Raw genomic sequence first — 17,633 nt, forward strand, 5'->3', positions numbered from 1 at the left:
GGACTTTATGGATTTTAAAATGATCAATATAAAAAGCATCTTCTCCATCTTGTTGGTGGCCGGAGTTTTCAGCTCATGCGTCGATTACCTGGAACCTTATCCAAACGGGAATCGTACCACCGAAGATATCTGGAAATTTCAGGATATGGTGCAGGGACTTGTAGGGCAATGTTACGACAACATGCCCAGAAACTATAACGACAACGAGGGTGTCTACATGGACGGAGCAACCGACGATGTGGTGATCACCAGCACCACCAATGCAATAAGCCGTCTCGCGGTGGGTGCGTTACCTACAAGCATGGACCCGTTCAGAACTTACTGGGACAGAGATTATCGTTCCATTTATCTGGTCAATCTTTTTCTGAAAGACCGCCGCGGATATAACACGAAGTTTCTTGTCAATGCCCATCTGGACAGCCTTGTTAAGAATCGTCTTCAGGGCGAAGCTTTTGCCTTACGTGCGTGGTTTCAATGGGATCTGCTTCAAAAATTCGGAGGCAAAGGCATGAACGGCCAGCTTCTCGGATTCCCGATCGTACTCGAACCGATTGATATCAAAGAACAAACCAATCTGGCCCGTAATACTTATGACGAATGTGTAAAACAAATCATCGCGGATTGCGACTCAGCTTATAAGTATCTGCCGCTTGCCCACCGCGACTTTCTTGTCCCGAATGTGAACGACCGTGCGTATGCAGGCGGGCGTTACTGGGGCCGTTTTGACGGTATCACAACCCGTGCGATTAAAGCAATGGTTTATCTGACCTGGGCCAGCCCGCGTTTTAATCCCGGCAACGATATCACGCGCTGGGACCTGGCAGCAAAAAATGCAAAGGAGGTAATGGATTTCAAAATGAAAACCGATGCCGTGACCAACGGATTTAATGTCAACAAGGCCACGAACTGGTTCGACCCTAACTTCGGAGGGATCATATTTTCAGCCCGCTATACCAATGCCAATGATGCGATGGAGAGAATGTTCTATCCGGGCGGTTTTCAGGGAACGGGTTCTGTTGGCGCCACCCAGGAGCTTGTCGATGCTTTCCCGATGAAAAATGGGTATCCGATTTCGGATCCAAGAAGTTTGTACGATCCTGTCAAACCCTATGAAAACCGTGATCCGAGATTCTACGCTACCATTTTCCACAACAATGCCAAGGCGGTGAAAATCAATACGAGTACGACGATGTATACGTTCGAAAACTGGCTGAATGGCAAGGACGCGGCTGGTCCGGCTGTAAACAGCAGAACCAATTACCACATCAAAAAAATGGTATTCATGGGACTTAACTGGTCGGATAATTCAATCAACAGGCAGCCTCACGCAAAGTTTTTCATTTATTGGGCGCAAATGTGCCTGACCTTTGCAGAGGCCGCAAACCAGTTTGAAGGTCCCGAAGGAGCTAAATACGGACTATCTGCCAAAGACGCCATGGCATATTTAAGAAAAAAAGACAATACTGATGGCGGGAAGGGTTTTACAACCGACCCCTATCTGACAGAAGTGGCTTCTCTCGGGAAAGCTGCATTCAACGATTTTATTAAAAATGAAAGAAGGCTTGAAACCTGCTTTGAGGGAAATCGTTTTTACGATCTCCGCCGCTGGACCACCAATCTTACATCGCTGAATAAACCGGTTCATATGGCGAAAATCCAGAAAAATGCTGACGGTACTTTTACATACAATCTGGATCAGGTCGTGGAAGTACGCGCCTATCCGTCGGCTTATCTGCCTATCCCGTACGACGAAATGCTTAGAATGAGTAATCTGGTTCAAAATGAAGGTTGGGACGCCTGGAAATAATTAATTATAAAATCTATGAAAAAGATAACAACGGTATTACTTCTTCTCTCGGTTCTTATGACGTCCTGTTACAAGGATTATATTGAGGATTTCGATTACACCGCCATTTACTTCATGTACCAAACCAATGTCCGCACATTTGTCGTTGGTGAGGGAATGAAAATAGAAGTTGGCGCGGCACTGAGCGGTGTCCGGGAAAATAGCAGCGACCGGATCGTCAATTTTGATATGGACACCAAACTGATCAATGCAAGTATTCTGGCAGCGATGAAAGCAGGCGCAGGTTACATTAAAGAAGCGGTCGGTTCCGTGGATACGCTAAAAGTGATGCCTGCGAGCTATTTCACAATTTCCGACAATAGCCAGATGGTTATTAAAAAGGGCAACCATTCCGGAAGCATCACCATCAAGGCCGACTCCGCCCGGTTTTTAAATGATATCGCTACGATAAAACCGGTCTATGCGATTCCGTTTTACATTGCCTCGGCAGACGCCGATTCTATCCCAAAAGGAAAACGTTATACCGTGATTGCACTGAAATACGAGAACATGCTCTTCGGAAATTACTGGCATGGAGGTGTAACAACGGTGAAAGATTCGACTGGAAAAGTTGTGAAAACAGTAAAATATTTTACCACGATACCTTCTCCGGAAAGCAAAGTTATGACTTTAAAAACCGTAGCACCCAATGCCCTGGTGACCAATAAAATCAGCGATCAGTCGGGGGCGATGAAGATAACCCTGAACGGAGGAAATATCACGGTCAGCAAAGCTGATGGGTCAGGTGTGAATGTTATTTCCGATGGAGCCAGCATTTTCAATCAGGCCAAACTTCTTCAGGATAGAAAGATTGTTTTGAAATACAAATTTGCCAACACCGACGGAACCACTTCGTTCGCGCAGGATACACTGACCTTCCGAAACCGGATCCGTGACGGCGTCAATGAATGGCAGGACGAAAATCCATCACATTACTGAAAACCAAAAAATCGCTGCCGGGTTTGCCGACAGCGATTTTTTTACGTACCTCAAAACGCTGGCACCGCGTTAATAATGATATCTGATAAACCCTGCCATCATGGAGCAAAGCAGCGGATTGTTCACTTTGGTTTCCTCGCGGGATAACCTTCCCTTTGCGTCATATGTTTTCTCGATCAAGGCTATCTGCTCTTTCATCGTTGGCATATGTTCTGAGATCTGACGGCGGTTTCCGGAAAACTTATGCTCAAAAGTCCTGGTAACTTCTCCTTTCTCGTTGTACACAGTTTCCAGGGTCAGTATGTTATTGCTGTATGAATAAACAATTTCATAGTACAACACATTCTGATCGCCGTAAAACTTTTGTCTGACCTTTTTACCGTCCTTAAATTCGTAAACCGTCACACTTGCCAGCCGCCTGGTATCCTGTGAATTGTCAACATAATAATAAGCCTTCTCCCTTTTCAGTACACCGTTTTCGTATTCGTATTCCACCTCTCTGCCCGCCGGCCATTTATTGTAAGCATTTTTAGAATAATATGTACGACGGATCCGCTGTCCACCAGCATTGTAAATATCTTCCTGATAGAACACAAGCCCCATCTTCCCCTGATAAAACTGATAACCGTCCACACGCGTCAGATTCCCGCTGGCATCGTATGTATAACGTTCTTCGGTATTGATCTCGTTAGATTTATCAGCAGCTGTTGCATAGGTTTTTTTCAGGACTCTTGCCTCATCATTGTAAGCAATGGAGCCCGGCTCTACCTTGAAATCATCAGCCTGATTCGATTTGCAGGCCGCGATCAGGCCAGCCAACAGCAGCAGGTAAAATATCTTTTTCATAAGGATGAGGTTTTGGTTTTAAACATGACACACTTATGAATAAAAACGTTGGAACCCTGATACATACCAATAAAGACAGTATCACAGAAAAATATATTTACAACAAAATCCGGTCTCAACCAGGATGTAATATCCCTGATTAAGACCGGATTTAAAAAGTATTTTCAACAAAAATATTCGAATTCAGTAAGGCCGATTTTTAACCTACCCTGTTGACCTTGCCCATTAAATCAACCACATTATCCACCTGCATTTTCTGGTACATTTTAAATTTGACCGTACTGATCGTGGATGGCGCGAGATTGAGTTCTTTACAAATCTGAGTTGTACGGAAGCCTTTCAAAAGCAAATGCATAACCTCTGACTCCCTTGGAGAAAGTGTGCTTACATTTTTGCTTTTACGCTGACGACCCATCCGGGTAGTGGCAACGTATTTCCGTCCGGTCAATACCGTATCGAAGGCCGATTGAAACTCATACTTGCTCATTGATTTAAGAAAAACACCATCGACGCCCTTTTTTAAATAGGTATATGCCAGCACTTTTTCATTGTCTTCACTAATGATCAGAATCTTTATGTCGGGCTGGATCTGGCGTATGCCATCAAAAACAGCCGGATTAAACATCTCTGATAAATTGGCTTCAACGATCAGCAAATCGAAATACGATTTTTGCAGACTTTTTTGTACATTTTTCAAGCTGTCTATTTCCTCAATGTAGGCATTGCCCGTGTATTCCTTAACAGACGCCGCAATTCCCATTCGGAAAAAGTCATTTTTAATGGAGAGTAATATTCTGGTCATTTTTGTAGAGGGTTTTAACGTATTATTTGTAAAGTATTTTCTAATTAAAAAGCCATCGGAATCATTTTCTTCGTCGTAAAAAGCCGGCACCAGTTTGTTTGCACCAGAAACGCTTCATCTAAAAAATGAAGATCTGAACCCATTCAATCCGATACCCGAAAGTTGATAAATTGAAATATTCCAAGATAGCCTTTCTGATATTATCACAATTTAACATAAGGAACAAAGCCAGACCAAATGGCTGCTAATCTGTTTGCAAACTGGCTAAAATAAGGCTATCAGGAAGAAATGAAGAAGAATACTGCTTTAACAAAACCGGATAAAGCAGACAAAAATACCTTGGCTTATGTTGGTTCTTGCTCATGATTGTTTAGTATGTGTTATTTTACCAATTAGAAGGATATTCATATAATTGCTACCATCAATTTCGCACTTGTCACTGTACTACAGGTGACAATACACTAAGCATAATAAGTTTATTTCACCTACCAAATTTACGGTTACTACTAATAATAAGTTGTAGAGATTTAAACTATTTTTTGTAGAATTATGTCGAAAAATTTAAGGCACTACGGTACCTTTGATCTACGCAATAGTTAACATTCTGAATAATATAACTATTACAAGATTGTTACTTTGTTCAATATTACCCTCAATTCACAACATGGACCCAAACCGGGCTTTCTTTTGTACGGTTCAACCAAGCCATACAAATTAACGTCAGGTAAAACCACAACTTTAATGACTAAACTTTTACCCGGAAACCCCGTATTATTATACATTTTATTAATCCTTCTGCCCGTATGCAGTTCTGCCCAAAGCAATTATTCCGTTTCTCACTTTACCGATGAAAACGGATTACCTCAAAACAGTATAAGGGGTATAGTTTCTGATGTCAACGGTTTTATCTGGCTGGCTACCGAAGACGGTCTGTTACGGTTTGACGGCAACCGGTTTTACATATTCAACAACACCAATGTAAATGTTTCCAATAACCGGTTTCATATTTTACCGCCCTCTGTCATAAAACTGGGGCGATTGTATGGATCGGGATCCTCCTTCTTTAACAATTCTAACCGACTGAATTTCAGAAATGTTTTATATGCCGTAACCACCCATGGCGACCTTGTTACCATTGAAAATGGCACGGCGGTTCGAGAGCTGACTTTTATACGGGATAAAGTAACAATACTCCCTAAGGTAAAAGCTATCGATGAAAACACGATGATTGCAGACGGACTTCCTAACTTTCTTGGAGAAATGAAGGATATTAAACATTATGTCCTGCCAGCTAATTACGAAGGAAGAGACTTTTATCTCTGTGAAGATAACTTGGTAAAACTTTACAAAAACGGCCTGAAACAATATCAGACTGAATTTCATGGAAAGGCGCTGAATTTTTTCACCATGAATTCGCAAATTTACTATTTTAAAGACAACCGGGGGATTCAAAAAATAGATAGATCAGGAGTAACAGACCTGCCTTTCGGGGGTGAAATTTTGAACAATCCCGGCTACAAAGCAGGCCTTAAAGCATATTTATACTGGAATCTGGATGAGGATCAGGCATTTATCAACATTGGAAGAGACTTGTATTTATTGGAACCTGGCACAGGAAGCACAGTTTCTACGAAATTGATTGTTAAAGATTTCGACTTTACTGATAAAAATATTCAGGAAATTTTCTTCGACAGGTTACATAAAAAAGTCCTTCTTGGCAGCCTGACACAAGGCCTGTTTGTTCTGACACTTCACTCGTTCAGAAATCTAAAAATGCCAGGGGGAGAAATAGACAATGTTTTTTATGCCCAGATTCCGTTTTCCAAAAACTCAGTGTTAATTCCTTCCGGAACAGAAATGGGCATCGATCCCGAAACAGGATTGAATTTTTCCAGACAGATTATCGATTCAAAAAAGATATTTAAGGCAGATAGGCGTGTCGGACTAAAAGACAGAAATGGTTTTATATGGATCGTAGGGAATGCAAATCTTAAGCAGTTTGATCGAAATACTGAAAAAGTTCTTCGCAGCTGGCACTTCACCGAGACCATTAAACACATTCAAGACGGCCCCAATGGCATGATATGGTTTAGTATCAATACAGACGGGTTATACGGGATCGACCTCAAAAAGGCTAATCCCCAACCCAGACGATATTTGAAAAACCTCGCAATAACCTATCTGGCATTTTTGTCTAATGAAAAAATGCTGGTGGCTACGACAGCCGGATTGTATATTTACAAACCGGCCGAAAATAGCTACGAAACGGTAAAAGGCACAGAGGAAATGTACATCAAAAGCATATCCGTATCCAATACAAATCAAGTCTGGCTTACTTCTCTTGAAAATGGACTTATCTATTTCGACGGCAAAAGTAAGCTGGTAAAATTTCCCCTTGACAAAAACAGATACCTTGCCAGTCCCCATTGCGTAATGGATGACGACAGAGGTTATCTCTGGGTGCCTACCAACAAAGGGCTCTTTCAATTTTCAAAATCTGATTTGTTTCAATATGTAAAAAAAACGAACATAGCCAAATTGGCACGTCCTGAACTTTTTTACATGTATTATGCCAAAGAAGACGGGTTTTCAACCAATGAATTTAATGGCTCTTGTCAGCCCTGCGGTGTAAAACTGGGCAACGGGTACATGTCACTTCCATCGTTACGAGGCCTGGTGGCATTCAGGCCAGACAAGGTTACAGCGAGAACTCCTACCGGAAAAATATTTCTGGATCGCGTCGAGGTCAATCAAAAAGTAATCCGGGTTTCCGGCGACCAGATCGTTTTGCCCATGGACCCATCCCAGGTCAAATTTTATTTCTCCACCCCCTACTACGGAAATCTGAATAACTTACACCTGGCTTATGCCCTGGTACAGGAAAATGAAAAACCTGATGCAGGCGACTGGATACCGGTTAACGGCAGCAATTTCGATGTCATTTTCTCCAATATCAATTCGGGGAGATATACTTTATATATCAAAAAGACAAACGGGTTCGGTATCAACAACATCGAAATAAAAAAATTATCTGTTCAGGTACCGTTACACTGGTATCAAACATGGTGGGCCAAAGTGATTTTAGGCTTGGTGATCATTGGTCTCGTGTATGGCTATAACCTGATCAGGCTGAGAAAAATCACGAAAGAGAACCTTCGGCTTGAAAAAATTATTTTAAGTCGTACCGAAAAGCTAAACGAAACGCTGGGAGATGTTGAAAAACAGGTGCACGTGCTCTCCCGGATATTAACCTCCATGACCCATGACATCCAAACCCCGCTAAACTATATAAGCCTGACGGCCAATAGTATCCCCGGCATGATCGGCCATAAGGAATACGAGGATGTGGCGACCCTCGGCGCTTTGATCGGCGACTCGTCCCGGCGAATGAGCAATATGCTCAAAGGGCTGCTGGATTATATTAAAGTATACGTATACGAAAACAGATTGAAGTTCGAAGATATCTTTCTGAATACAATCGTTACGGATAAACTTGAATTGTTTAAAAATGTGATTGACTTTAACAGCAATCAGTTTATTAATGACGTGCCTGCCGATATAGCCGTCATGTCCGACTACCAAATGCTTGGTATCCTCATTCATAACCTGATCGACAATGCTGCCAAATATACGCACAGCGGGATTATCAGGATAAATTCAGAAGTGGACGAGAATCAGAAAACGCGGCTGATTATCTCAAACAGCACATTGGGAGTCCCCGAGGAGATTATTGCGCTCATCAATCGCACAGATGACGATGACCAGCTTTGGGAGTCACGATTTGCCAACGGCCGGAAATCCGGGCTCGGCTTGCTGATTGTAAAGGAAATCTCTGCTCTGATTAACATCAAACTGGAAATCAGGCAAACCGATATGACTTACTTCCACCTCATTTTCGAGAATGATTAATAACTTTTGAAAAGTGAAAGTTTTTTCGCCAGTTCAAGTTCATTGGTCACGTCAAGTTTATCGAAAATCCGTCTTTTGTAGGTGCTGATCGTATTTTCTTTCAAGTCCAGGATCGAGGAAATTTCCTTGGTCCACTTTCCCTCCATCAGTAATTCCATAACCCTGGTTTCACGGCGGGAAAGAGAAAGAATCGGGTTTTTTAGCTTTCTGGAATTGTTGTCACTGATGTTATGCAGCAGCGTCTGCTGGATGCGATAGCTCACATACTTTCCATGATTCATCAGTTCACTGAAAGCTTTTTTGAATTCCTCCTGAGAGGATTGTTTGGAAAGAAATCCGTCTGCACCGGCCTGCAAATACGGAAGCGCATACGTATCTTCATCATGTCCCGAATGAATTAATATGATTATTTCGGATTGCTTTTTTCTGACCATATCCATCATCTTGATATTTTGTCCACCCGGCACTTCAATATCCAGAATAAGCAAATCGAATTTCGAAGTATCCATCAATGCCATTCCTGTGGGAAAGCTGTCCGCCTGCGTCAATACGGCCTTGGGCGCAGACTCCCGGATAAGATGTTTTAAACCAATTTTTATTAAAGGGTGGTCCTCAATAATAAGTATGTTCATAAGTTGAGCAGAGAATTTCTAAATCTGCACAAAATTACTTTTTTATCGGTTTGCCTTTGTCGAGATAACTCTACAAAAAAACCCAATTTCCACCACGAATCATCTTTTATTATTCAGTTTTTATCTTAATGAATGTCACTTAAATACCACTTATTGCACTTTTCGACTTATCAAGAGCAACCGAAGTCGCAAACATCCTTGTAGAATAATCCGGGATGGTTTGCTGGCTGGAATGGATTTCAAAACCATCAGCGATGCCATCGGTACCCCTCAAAAGATTTCACAAAAAAATTAAACAATCAAAAATTTGTATAGTTAGGAATCCTTACTATATTTGTATCGAAATTTATTTTAAACCTAAAAAACAAGAAAATGGCGAAGTCAATTTTTTATCACGCCGGCTGCCCGGTTTGTTTGAGCGCAGAACACGATATTTTAAATCTTATCGATCCTGCTACGGTAGATGTGGTGCATCTAGGTGAAAACAGCGACAGAATTGCGGAGGCAGAAAAATCTGGAGTTAAGTCGGTACCGGCGCTGGTAACCCCCAACGGCAATGTACTTCATATCAATTTCGGAGCATCCATTGAAGAAGTAAAAGGTTAAAAAATTTGAATTAAATAGTTAGGATTCCTAAATTAAACACAACAGGCATGAAAAGTTCATGCCTGTTATTAAACCAGAAAAATTATGAAAGTTGCAGTTTGGGACACATACGTGACCAGAAAGGACGGAGAAATCATGCACTTTGACATTCTCGCGCCCGATCACATAAAAGATGCAGAAATTATCCATACTTTTGGTAAGGATTACTTACAATATAAACAACATGAAAATCAACCGCTGACATCCCGTGAGTGCAGGTTTTGTCATATTGAACAAGCCACACCCGAGATCGTTGAGGGCATCAGTCAAAAAGGATATTTTATCATTGAGATGCAGGGATGTGACTAAGGCGGGAGAACAGGAAACTAAAAAATTATGTCAGTTTTTAATTTAAATGAGCAGAATGCAAACCTGGATAATAAAATTGTGGCAGGACTGGAACGTCTTTCACAGGTATTCAGGATTTTGCTCTGGGAAAAGGCGAAAGAACATAGTTTAAGTCCTATTCAAATTCAGCTGCTGATTTTTATCAGGCATCACCGGGCCGACCGGACTACGGTAAGTTATCTCGCGAAAGAATTTAACCTGACCAAGCCGACCATCAGTGATGCCATTAAAATACTTGAACAGAAAAAGCTGATCGAAAAATTTACGGATCACAGCGATACCCGGAGTTATACGATCCAGCTTACGGAGACAGGTGATAAAGTAGTTTCCGAAACTGAGAATTTCACAAATCCGCTGACTGAGATTATCGCAAGATCAGATCAGGATGATAAACTGGTGTTGTGGGAAAATATATCGGGCTACATCAGGCTGCTCAACAAACTGGAAGTGATCAGTGTGCAGAGGACCTGTTTCAATTGCCGGTATTTTTCGTCCCATAACGGGAAGCACTTTTGTAATTTACTCAATCTTAAATTATCCTCCGAAGATATCAGGATAGATTGCGGTGAATTTGAAAACGCTTAGAAAACCAAGGCAAAACCCGATCCAGGCAGTCGGAAAATATACGTATATAGCTCATAGATTGCTGGAATCGGGGACAAAATTGTTTTTATTTCAACAATTTTATTCAAAACGGTAGTAACTTTAATCGGAAATAGTGACTACCTGTTAGCCAAGACGTACACCCTATGAATCAGAATGAAACAACGGAAAGGGAAATTTTGCTCTCGATCAGCAATGCGATTGCTGGTGTGAAAGACCGGAATTCTCTATTGAAGGTGATCAATGATAACCTGAGAAATCTGTTTTATTTTACTCATACGGCTACGCTTCAATTCGATAAAAACCGGCAGTTCATGACGACTTTCCTGCTCGACCCAAACTCGGTCAGCAAGTCGGATCCGGACTATGACCAGATCGTTTCACGCCCTATTCCCGTTCAGGATGGCATCTACAACGTTTTGTTTGAAGCAAACACGCCGGTAGTTTTTGATATTGCCAAAAAAGCTGCGGCTATTGATGTGCCTGATTACGTCAGAATGACCCATAAAGCCGGATTAAAGGAATTTATGGTGGTGGCTTTGCGAACGGCAGACGAAAAACCTATTGGCGCCATCAGCTTTTATTCCGACAAAACGGACAGTTTTGGAAGCAATATCGTCACGCTGATTCACGGAATCGCCTGCCACATTTCGACTGCCATGGAAAACATCCTTTATCACGAGGAACTTCTGATGCTTGGCAGAGAGAAAGAAATCCTCTTTGAGATTGGGAATTTGATGGTTGCGGTAAAAGACAAAGATGATTTCATAAACCTGATTAATACCGGGCTAAAAAAATACATCCCTTATGACGAGAACAATGTGCTGGTTTACAACAAGCAGACTGAGTCTTACAAAATATTTTCATTTGGGGTACTGCCGAAACGTTTTTCGGATCCGCGTTTTCACGAAATGACCCGCGTCGAATATCCGGACTTAAACAGCCAGAGAGTAACACATTATCCCGAATTAACCGAGGTGAAAAATCTTGTGGATGAGGGAAGCGACTGGGGTAAGGCGATCTACGAAATGGGCGTCCGGCAACTTGTCCATTTGAAACTTCTTGACGGCAGCGAAACCCTGGGACAGCTGGTTCTCTTGTCCGAGCACGAAAATGTGTTTACACCGGAACACCTTTCGCTGCTTAAAAACATCTCGTTTAATCTCGCAAAAGCACTTGCCAATATTCTGGCCAGCGAGGAGATCAGGATACGCAACGACGAAAAATCTGTGCTATTGTCGCTTGGAAAGCATCTAGCCCAGACCAGAAATAAAGTTGACTTGCAGGAAGTAATGCATCTCGAATTAAAAAAACTGTTTTACTTCTCCCACAGTACAATCATTCTGCTTTCAAAAGATAAAAAATCTTACGAAAACTTTGTAGATGCAACCGGTGAAGTGCCGGCAAAAAACCATCCGAAAAATACTTTTCAGGCATCCATTGATTTTAATCTCTGCTCCATTCTTGATAACAATAAACCATTGTTTATTGATCTGGATAAACTGGTAAAAACAGATTCGCTGCCGGAGGTTTTACAATTCCAACATAGCATCGGTACACGGGAAATGGTTTCTGTGGGCCTTAAAAATGAAAAAGAAGTATTTGGCATTCTGAATTTTTACTCAGACAGGCCAAACAACTTCAAGGATAATCACCTCGATATCATTCAGGGAGTTGCGCACCAGATTGCCATCGCGGTCGCTAATATTATTGCAAACGAAAATCTTGAAAAAAAAGAGAAGGATACTAAAATATTGTTATCGTTAAGTGCTGATATTGATAAGGTTAAAAATCGGAAAGATCTGCTTTTGATCATTAAACATAAGCTCAAAGAACTACTGTCATTTACCGACATTGCCATTACGCTGTACAATTCCGAAAACCAGACATTCAAAGTTTTTGCCCATCATTTAACAGATAAAAGAGAGCAGCATCCTGAATTCAAAAATGTAATTATCCCCGAATACGCTGTGCATGATGGCATTCACGACGTTGCATTAGGCCATGATGAACCGGTTATTATAGCCATTGAAGACGCTGCATCAAACCCCGGAAAACATGAAGGGACGCAGTTCATCTACGAAATGGGCATTAAAAAAATGCTGTTGGTAAAGCTGACCAGCAACAATGACGTGATCGGTTTTCTAAATATTTTGTCAGAAAGTGAGACTGCATTTGAGGAAATCAATCTGACAATCCTGAAAGGGATAACCGACCAGCTTTCCACTGCCATTTCGACTGTTTTATCACTGGAAGAAATTACACGTCGCGACCGGGAAAACGAAATTCTGCTATCGATCAGCAACGCGCTGTCCTCGACCCGCAACAAGAGAGATCTGATGGCTTCCATTAAGCAACCTCTGAAATCGACTCTGACTTTTTCGGATATGTGCGTAGCCTGGTATGATATTAAAAAAGGGCTTTATTCAATTTTCGCCCGCGATAATGAAAAGACGGTTCAGCATCCTGATTTTGAAAGGGTTGTCTCCGTGATGTTCCCCATTAATGACGGACTGCACAACGTGGTTATGGAATCTGAATGTCCGGTTGTTTTTTCATTCGGAATGCTTGCCAATATGAAAATGCCCCATATTGAATTCATTATCAATGCCGGCATTCGCGAAGTAGCCTCTGTTCGGCTCAGGTATAACAATGAGATTATCGGTGCACTCGTGCTGCTTTCGGAAGAGGACAATTCTTTTTCACAGGACGACAAAAACCTTCTCGAAAAACTTTCGCACCATCTCGCAACGGCCGTTTCCAATATTATTGCCAATGAAAAAATTGAACAGCAGCTCGAAGAAATAAGCAGGTACAAACAGCAGCTGGAAGACGAAAACCTTTATTTGCAGCAGGAAGCCAGCAGCGGTTATTCCTATAACGACATCATCGGAGCCAGCGCCGGCATGCAGCAGGTATTTCATCTGCTTTCCCATGTTTCGTTCACCAACAGTACTGTTTTAATTTTAGGCGAAACCGGTACCGGCAAGGAGCTGATTGCCAGGGCAATTCATAACTCCTCTTCCCGAAAAAACAAACTGATGGTAAAAGTGAACTGTGCCGCCCTGCCCGCGAATCTGATCGAAAGTGAGTTATTTGGACATGAACGAGGCAGTTTTACCGGTGCTACCGAACGTCGCCTGGGAAAGTTTGAGTTAGCTAACCACGGCACTTTATTTCTGGACGAGATTGGAGAAATGCCGCTTGATTTGCAGGTAAAATTATTAAGGGCCCTTCAGGAGAGAGAAATTGAAAGAGTTGGCGGAAAAGGCACGATAAAAATAGATGTGCGGATTATTGCCGCTACAAACAGAAACCTGCAAAAGGAAGTAAATGAAGGTCGGTTCCGCAGCGACCTGTATTATCGTTTGAATGTCTTTCCCATTACCCTGCCTCCGCTTCGGGAGCATAAGGAAGATATTCCCACGCTCGTTTCTCATTTTATTGAGAAGTACGCCAAAAATAACGGGAAGAAAATAAGCCAGATTTCCAGCCAGGCTATGAAGGAACTGATGGCCTACAACTGGCCGGGCAATGTCAGGGAACTGGAACATTTGATCGAACGGAGTATTTTGATGAGCACCGGACCGGTCATCCGCGATATGCATTTGCCCAAACTAAAATCCGGAGAAAACAGGTCTCCGCAAACAGACGGATATTTCAAAACGCACGAAGAACATGAGCGCGACTACATCATCGAGGTATTGAATAAATGTAATGGCAAAATTTTCGGACCCGGCGGTGCTGCCGAAATTTTGGACATAAAAGTGGGTACGCTTAATTCAAAGATCAAAAAACTGGGTATTAAAAAGGAGCAGATATTCATTCAAAAACCATAAGTCAAATCACCGATGCGATGGTGCGAATGCCTTCTTCCAGTTCTGCTGCTGTGAGTGACGCATAACCCAGCCTGAGTGCATTCAGTGATTTTCCATCAAAGGAAAACCGCTCGGTAGACATGACAGAAACACCCTTTTTTAACAATTGTGAGGATAACATTTCGGTGCTTAGTTCATGATTGAATTTTATCCAGAAGGCAAGCCCGCCCTCGGGTTTCCGGTATGTTATCCGATCTCCCAAATAACGACGAAGGTTTTGATCCATAACCTCCCGTCGCTCTTTGTAAACGTTGTAAGCCCTTTTGGCATGGCGGTTGATAGCGCCGTTTTCCATCAATTCCGCAATGGCCTGTTCCATAATAACGTCCCCCTGCCGGTCTATGATCGATCGTAGTTGTGACAATGATGATATAAATTCCGCAGGGCCGGTAACATAGCCAATCCTTACAGCCGGAGCAACCAGTTTACTCAACGAACTGATATAGATCACATTGACGGCCTGAACTTCACTGGCCAGAGGCAGCAGACTTTTGGTTTCAAAGTGATATTCATGGTCATAATCGTCTTCGATAATTGCAAATCCATAGCGGTTGGAAAGCTCGATCAGTTTCAGCCGCCTCTCCACTTTCATACTCACGGCTGTTGGAAACTGGTGGTGTGGTGTCACGTAAACCGCTTTGAGTCGTTTAACCTTACAAATCTGCTCCAATTCGTCAACGACCAAACCCTTTTCATCGACGTTTACCGTGATCATTTGCGCACCGGCATTTTTAAAAGTTTGCCACGCCGGCAGATATCCGGGACACTCCATCGCCACATAATCGCCAGTCTTAATCAGTGTATTGACCGTCAAATACAAAGCCATCTGACTTCCGCGCGTGATACAGATGTTGGCAAAATTAGCCGTCATACCTCTTTTGTGTGAAAGCATATCAGCCAATGCCACGCGCAGCCTCTCATCACCTTGCTCATGCCCGTATCCCATCATTCGCCATCTCGTCTTTTGCTGAAAAATCCGTTTGTAAGCCTTCGCCAGCTCATCCATTGGCGCTAAACGAACATCCGGCAACCCGTCATTGAAAGTGATCAGACTTGAAGGTGTTCTGGCTTGCAGCGTTTCAATGTTGCTATGATTGTTGAATTGAAAATTGCTTCCGGCATTGGTTTGGGTCGTTTTTAATTTGGGTAATTCCGCCGAAACAAATGTCCCTTTTTTATCCGCTGTTTCGAGCCAGCCCTCCGCAATCAGCGCATCGTAGGCCAATACAACAGTTTTTCTGTTTACGCCAATATCTTCTGCAAGCACACGTGTTCCCGGCAACGCAGTTCCGGGTTTTAGTCTTCCTTTTCTGATTTCTGCAATAATCCCTTCCGCTATCTGCCTGTAAACGGCAAGTTTATTTCCAAAGTCAAGCGTAAGAATCGTTTTCCAGGGTCTGAGCATCTGGACCATCTGTTTAGTTTAAAACTGGGCCATTTTAGTAATCCAAAAATAAACAATTTTTGCAGAGTCAAAACGCGATTGAGACCAATATATTTTTCACCAATAACCGCTTAATACCATGGAAGACATCACAGAAAAAACAAAAGCGCAATTTTCGTCAAAGGATTTCCATCAGACGTTTGCCCGCCCGACCTATGTAAAACCAGAGAAACTGATCCATCAGAATGTCGAAAATGCAGGAGAACACAGCCAATTCTCAACAGAACGAAAACATCCGGTTTTCTTCGTCGATCTGCCTACCAAAAATGTAAGTCTTACCATCGGAGGCCTATTACCCGGACAACTGACCAACAGGCACCGTCATACCTATGAGACAGTGCTTTATGTACTCGAAGGCACAGGATTCACCGAGGTTGAAGATGAAAAGGTTGAGTGGAAAGCCGGAGACGCCGTTTACATTCCAAGCTGGGCCTGGCACAGACATCAGAACCTGAGTGACTCCCAGCCGGCAAAATACATTGCCTGTGAAAATGCACCGCAATTGCAGAATCTCGGTGTGGCACTGAGAGAGGAAGAAGGACGCGATTTATAAAAATCCCCGGGCAGGTAATCCTGAACGAGGGAATACCTGCCTTCAACCATCAAACCAGAAAACATGAGCAGCAACAAAACTTTCAAAGGCATTATCGCCTACCCCATCACCCCTTTTGATCAGCATGAAAACGTCGACATTTCATTATTCAAAGCACTGACTGAACGTTTAGTCATATCCGGTGCCAACGCCATCGCCCCTCTGGGAAGCACAGGCGTACTCCCATATCTGAATGACGACGAAAAGGAAGCCATAACCGAGGCGACCTTAAAGCAAGTGAACGGCCGCGTCCCGGTACTTGCCGGGGTCTCAAACCTAACGACCGACAAGACCGTTTATCACGCAAAATTTGCAGAAAAGGCAGGAGCAACGGCGGTTATGATCATTCCCATGAGCTACTGGAAACTATCTGATGACGAAATTTTCACGCATTATGAAAAAGTCGCCAGCAGTATTAACATCCCGATCATGGCATATAATAATCCCGCAACGGGCGGTATCGATATGGCGCCTGCACTGCTTAAAAGGCTGTTGCAAATACCCAACGTCACCATGATCAAAGAAAGTACGGGAGATGTGCAGCGCATGCATTATCTGCGCAGGGAACTCGGTGAAGAAGTAGCCTTTTACAACGGCTCAAATCCTTTGGCACTCGCTGCATTTGCCGCCGGCGCATCGGGATGGTGCACAGCTGCACCGAATCTGATACCGGAATTAAATAACAAACTGTATCTGGCTGTTCAGGAAAATGACCTGACTAAGGCACAGGAAGTTTTTTACAAACAATTTGATCTGCTACAATTTATCGTCGCCAAAGGATTGCCCCGGGCGATAGAAGCGGGTTTAAAAATACAGGGTATCGAAAGTGGTTATCTCAGAAGCCCTTTGAAAGGGCTTGAACCAGCCGATTATCTAAAACTCGAACAAATTTTAAGTGTTTTGAAATAATATATAGAAGAGCCGGTAAAACGAAAAAGAGCAAAACATCCTTCATTTTCTTAGTTTAAAACAACAATATCTTTCTGTGTTACAGGAGGATATTGTTGTTTATGGTAGAAAATATTCTATAACATACTGTTAATCAAAGCAATTAATTTAATTTTTATTGTAGACATCTTTCTACAAATCTTCTCCCATTCCTCGACAAAAGATTCTCTCAGGCTGATCTAGTTTTGACCATCAATGTGA

13 protein-coding genes are annotated in these 17,633 nt (G+C 42.5%); 9 read left to right on the top strand and 4 right to left on the bottom strand.

Features of this window, described 5'->3' with window-relative positions:
• The first annotated feature begins 7 nt into the window (after nucleotides 1-7).
• Both M1L62_RS07995 and M1L62_RS08000 read left to right on the top strand, forming a co-directional pair.
• A complete protein-coding gene (locus tag M1L62_RS07995; RefSeq protein WP_254412508.1) occupies nucleotides 8-1,807 on the top strand; it encodes a RagB/SusD family nutrient uptake outer membrane protein in 1,800 nt (599 codons plus the stop codon).
• Nucleotides 1,808-1,822: 15 nt separating this feature from the next.
• Nucleotides 1,823-2,785 (top strand): DUF1735 domain-containing protein, encoded by a 963-nt coding sequence (locus M1L62_RS08000; protein WP_254412509.1) that lies wholly within the window; start codon nucleotides 1,823-1,825, stop codon nucleotides 2,783-2,785.
• Between the two features lie 69 nt (nucleotides 2,786-2,854).
• On the opposite strand, the gene M1L62_RS08005 is transcribed toward M1L62_RS08000, so the two are convergent.
• Nucleotides 2,855-3,631, bottom strand: a complete 777-nt coding sequence (locus M1L62_RS08005; RefSeq protein WP_254412510.1) for a hypothetical protein — start codon at nucleotides 3,629-3,631, stop codon at nucleotides 2,855-2,857.
• A gap of 199 nt (nucleotides 3,632-3,830) precedes the next feature.
• Nucleotides 3,831-4,433 (bottom strand): response regulator transcription factor, encoded by a 603-nt coding sequence (locus M1L62_RS08010; RefSeq protein WP_254412511.1) that lies wholly within the window; start codon nucleotides 4,431-4,433, stop codon nucleotides 3,831-3,833.
• A 741-nt stretch (nucleotides 4,434-5,174) separates the two neighbouring features.
• Here M1L62_RS08010 and M1L62_RS08015 point away from each other — a divergent pair.
• Nucleotides 5,175-8,342: a sensor histidine kinase gene (locus M1L62_RS08015; RefSeq protein WP_254412512.1), complete on the top strand. Its 3,168-nt coding sequence runs from the start codon at nucleotides 5,175-5,177 to the stop codon at nucleotides 8,340-8,342.
• On the opposite strand, the gene M1L62_RS08020 is transcribed toward M1L62_RS08015, so the two are convergent.
• Nucleotides 8,339-8,974: a response regulator transcription factor gene (locus M1L62_RS08020; RefSeq protein WP_254412513.1), complete on the bottom strand. Its 636-nt coding sequence runs from the start codon at nucleotides 8,972-8,974 to the stop codon at nucleotides 8,339-8,341. The two genes, M1L62_RS08015 and M1L62_RS08020, sit on opposite strands and share 4 nt — an antisense overlap.
• 372 nt (nucleotides 8,975-9,346) lie before the next feature.
• On the opposite strand from M1L62_RS08020, the gene M1L62_RS08025 reads away from it, so the two are divergent.
• From M1L62_RS08025 to M1L62_RS08040, 4 genes are all read left to right on the top strand, one after another.
• Nucleotides 9,347-9,580, top strand: coding sequence for a thioredoxin family protein (locus M1L62_RS08025; RefSeq protein WP_254412514.1), 234 nt, complete (start codon nucleotides 9,347-9,349; stop codon nucleotides 9,578-9,580).
• An 84-nt stretch (nucleotides 9,581-9,664) separates the two neighbouring features.
• A complete protein-coding gene (locus M1L62_RS08030; protein ID WP_254412515.1) occupies nucleotides 9,665-9,928 on the top strand; it encodes a DUF2024 family protein in 264 nt (87 codons plus the stop codon).
• A 27-nt stretch (nucleotides 9,929-9,955) separates the two neighbouring features.
• Nucleotides 9,956-10,552, top strand: a complete 597-nt coding sequence (locus tag M1L62_RS08035; RefSeq protein ID WP_254412516.1) for a MarR family winged helix-turn-helix transcriptional regulator — start codon at nucleotides 9,956-9,958, stop codon at nucleotides 10,550-10,552.
• Nucleotides 10,553-10,716: 164 nt separating this feature from the next.
• Nucleotides 10,717-14,409, top strand: coding sequence for a sigma-54-dependent Fis family transcriptional regulator (locus tag M1L62_RS08040; protein WP_254412517.1), 3,693 nt, complete (start codon nucleotides 10,717-10,719; stop codon nucleotides 14,407-14,409).
• Between the two features lies 1 nt (nucleotide 14,410).
• Here the strand turns inward: M1L62_RS08040 and pdxR are convergent, their stop codons facing one another.
• A complete protein-coding gene (pdxR, locus tag M1L62_RS08045; RefSeq protein WP_254412518.1) occupies nucleotides 14,411-15,853 on the bottom strand; it encodes a MocR-like pyridoxine biosynthesis transcription factor PdxR in 1,443 nt (480 codons plus the stop codon).
• A 118-nt stretch (nucleotides 15,854-15,971) separates the two neighbouring features.
• On the opposite strand from pdxR, the gene M1L62_RS08050 reads away from it, so the two are divergent.
• Both M1L62_RS08050 and M1L62_RS08055 read left to right on the top strand, forming a co-directional pair.
• Nucleotides 15,972-16,445, top strand: a complete 474-nt coding sequence (locus tag M1L62_RS08050) for a cupin domain-containing protein (protein ID WP_254412519.1) — start codon at nucleotides 15,972-15,974, stop codon at nucleotides 16,443-16,445.
• A 63-nt stretch (nucleotides 16,446-16,508) separates the two neighbouring features.
• Nucleotides 16,509-17,393 carry a dihydrodipicolinate synthase family protein gene (locus M1L62_RS08055; protein WP_254412520.1) on the top strand — a complete coding sequence of 295 codons (885 nt, stop codon included), beginning with the start codon at nucleotides 16,509-16,511 and terminating at the stop codon, nucleotides 17,391-17,393.
• Nucleotides 17,394-17,633 lie beyond the last annotated feature (240 nt).

It is taken from the genome of Dyadobacter diqingensis, from assembly GCF_024220585.1.
GTDB lineage: Bacteria > Bacteroidota > Bacteroidia > Cytophagales > Spirosomataceae > Dyadobacter > Dyadobacter diqingensis.

Excerpts from the sequence above, each read along its gene's own strand:
- M1L62_RS07995 (WP_254412508.1), top strand. The coding sequence starts at position 8 with ATGGATTTTAAAATGATCAATATAAAAAGCATCTTCTCCATCTTGTTG.
- M1L62_RS08000 (WP_254412509.1), top strand. The coding sequence starts at position 1,823 with ATGAAAAAGATAACAACGGTATTACTTCTTCTCTCGGTTCTTATGACG.
- M1L62_RS08005 (WP_254412510.1), bottom strand. The coding sequence starts at position 3,631 with ATGAAAAAGATATTTTACCTGCTGCTGTTGGCTGGCCTGATCGCGGCC.
- M1L62_RS08010 (WP_254412511.1), bottom strand. The coding sequence starts at position 4,433 with ATGACCAGAATATTACTCTCCATTAAAAATGACTTTTTCCGAATGGGA.
- M1L62_RS08015 (WP_254412512.1), top strand. The coding sequence starts at position 5,175 with ATGACTAAACTTTTACCCGGAAACCCCGTATTATTATACATTTTATTA.
- M1L62_RS08020 (WP_254412513.1), bottom strand. The coding sequence starts at position 8,974 with ATGAACATACTTATTATTGAGGACCACCCTTTAATAAAAATTGGTTTA.
- M1L62_RS08025 (WP_254412514.1), top strand. The coding sequence starts at position 9,347 with ATGGCGAAGTCAATTTTTTATCACGCCGGCTGCCCGGTTTGTTTGAGC.
- M1L62_RS08030 (WP_254412515.1), top strand. The coding sequence starts at position 9,665 with ATGAAAGTTGCAGTTTGGGACACATACGTGACCAGAAAGGACGGAGAA.
- M1L62_RS08035 (WP_254412516.1), top strand. The coding sequence starts at position 9,956 with ATGTCAGTTTTTAATTTAAATGAGCAGAATGCAAACCTGGATAATAAA.
- M1L62_RS08040 (WP_254412517.1), top strand. The coding sequence starts at position 10,717 with ATGAATCAGAATGAAACAACGGAAAGGGAAATTTTGCTCTCGATCAGC.
- pdxR (WP_254412518.1), bottom strand. The coding sequence starts at position 15,853 with ATGCTCAGACCCTGGAAAACGATTCTTACGCTTGACTTTGGAAATAAA.
- M1L62_RS08050 (WP_254412519.1), top strand. The coding sequence starts at position 15,972 with ATGGAAGACATCACAGAAAAAACAAAAGCGCAATTTTCGTCAAAGGAT.
- M1L62_RS08055 (WP_254412520.1), top strand. The coding sequence starts at position 16,509 with ATGAGCAGCAACAAAACTTTCAAAGGCATTATCGCCTACCCCATCACC.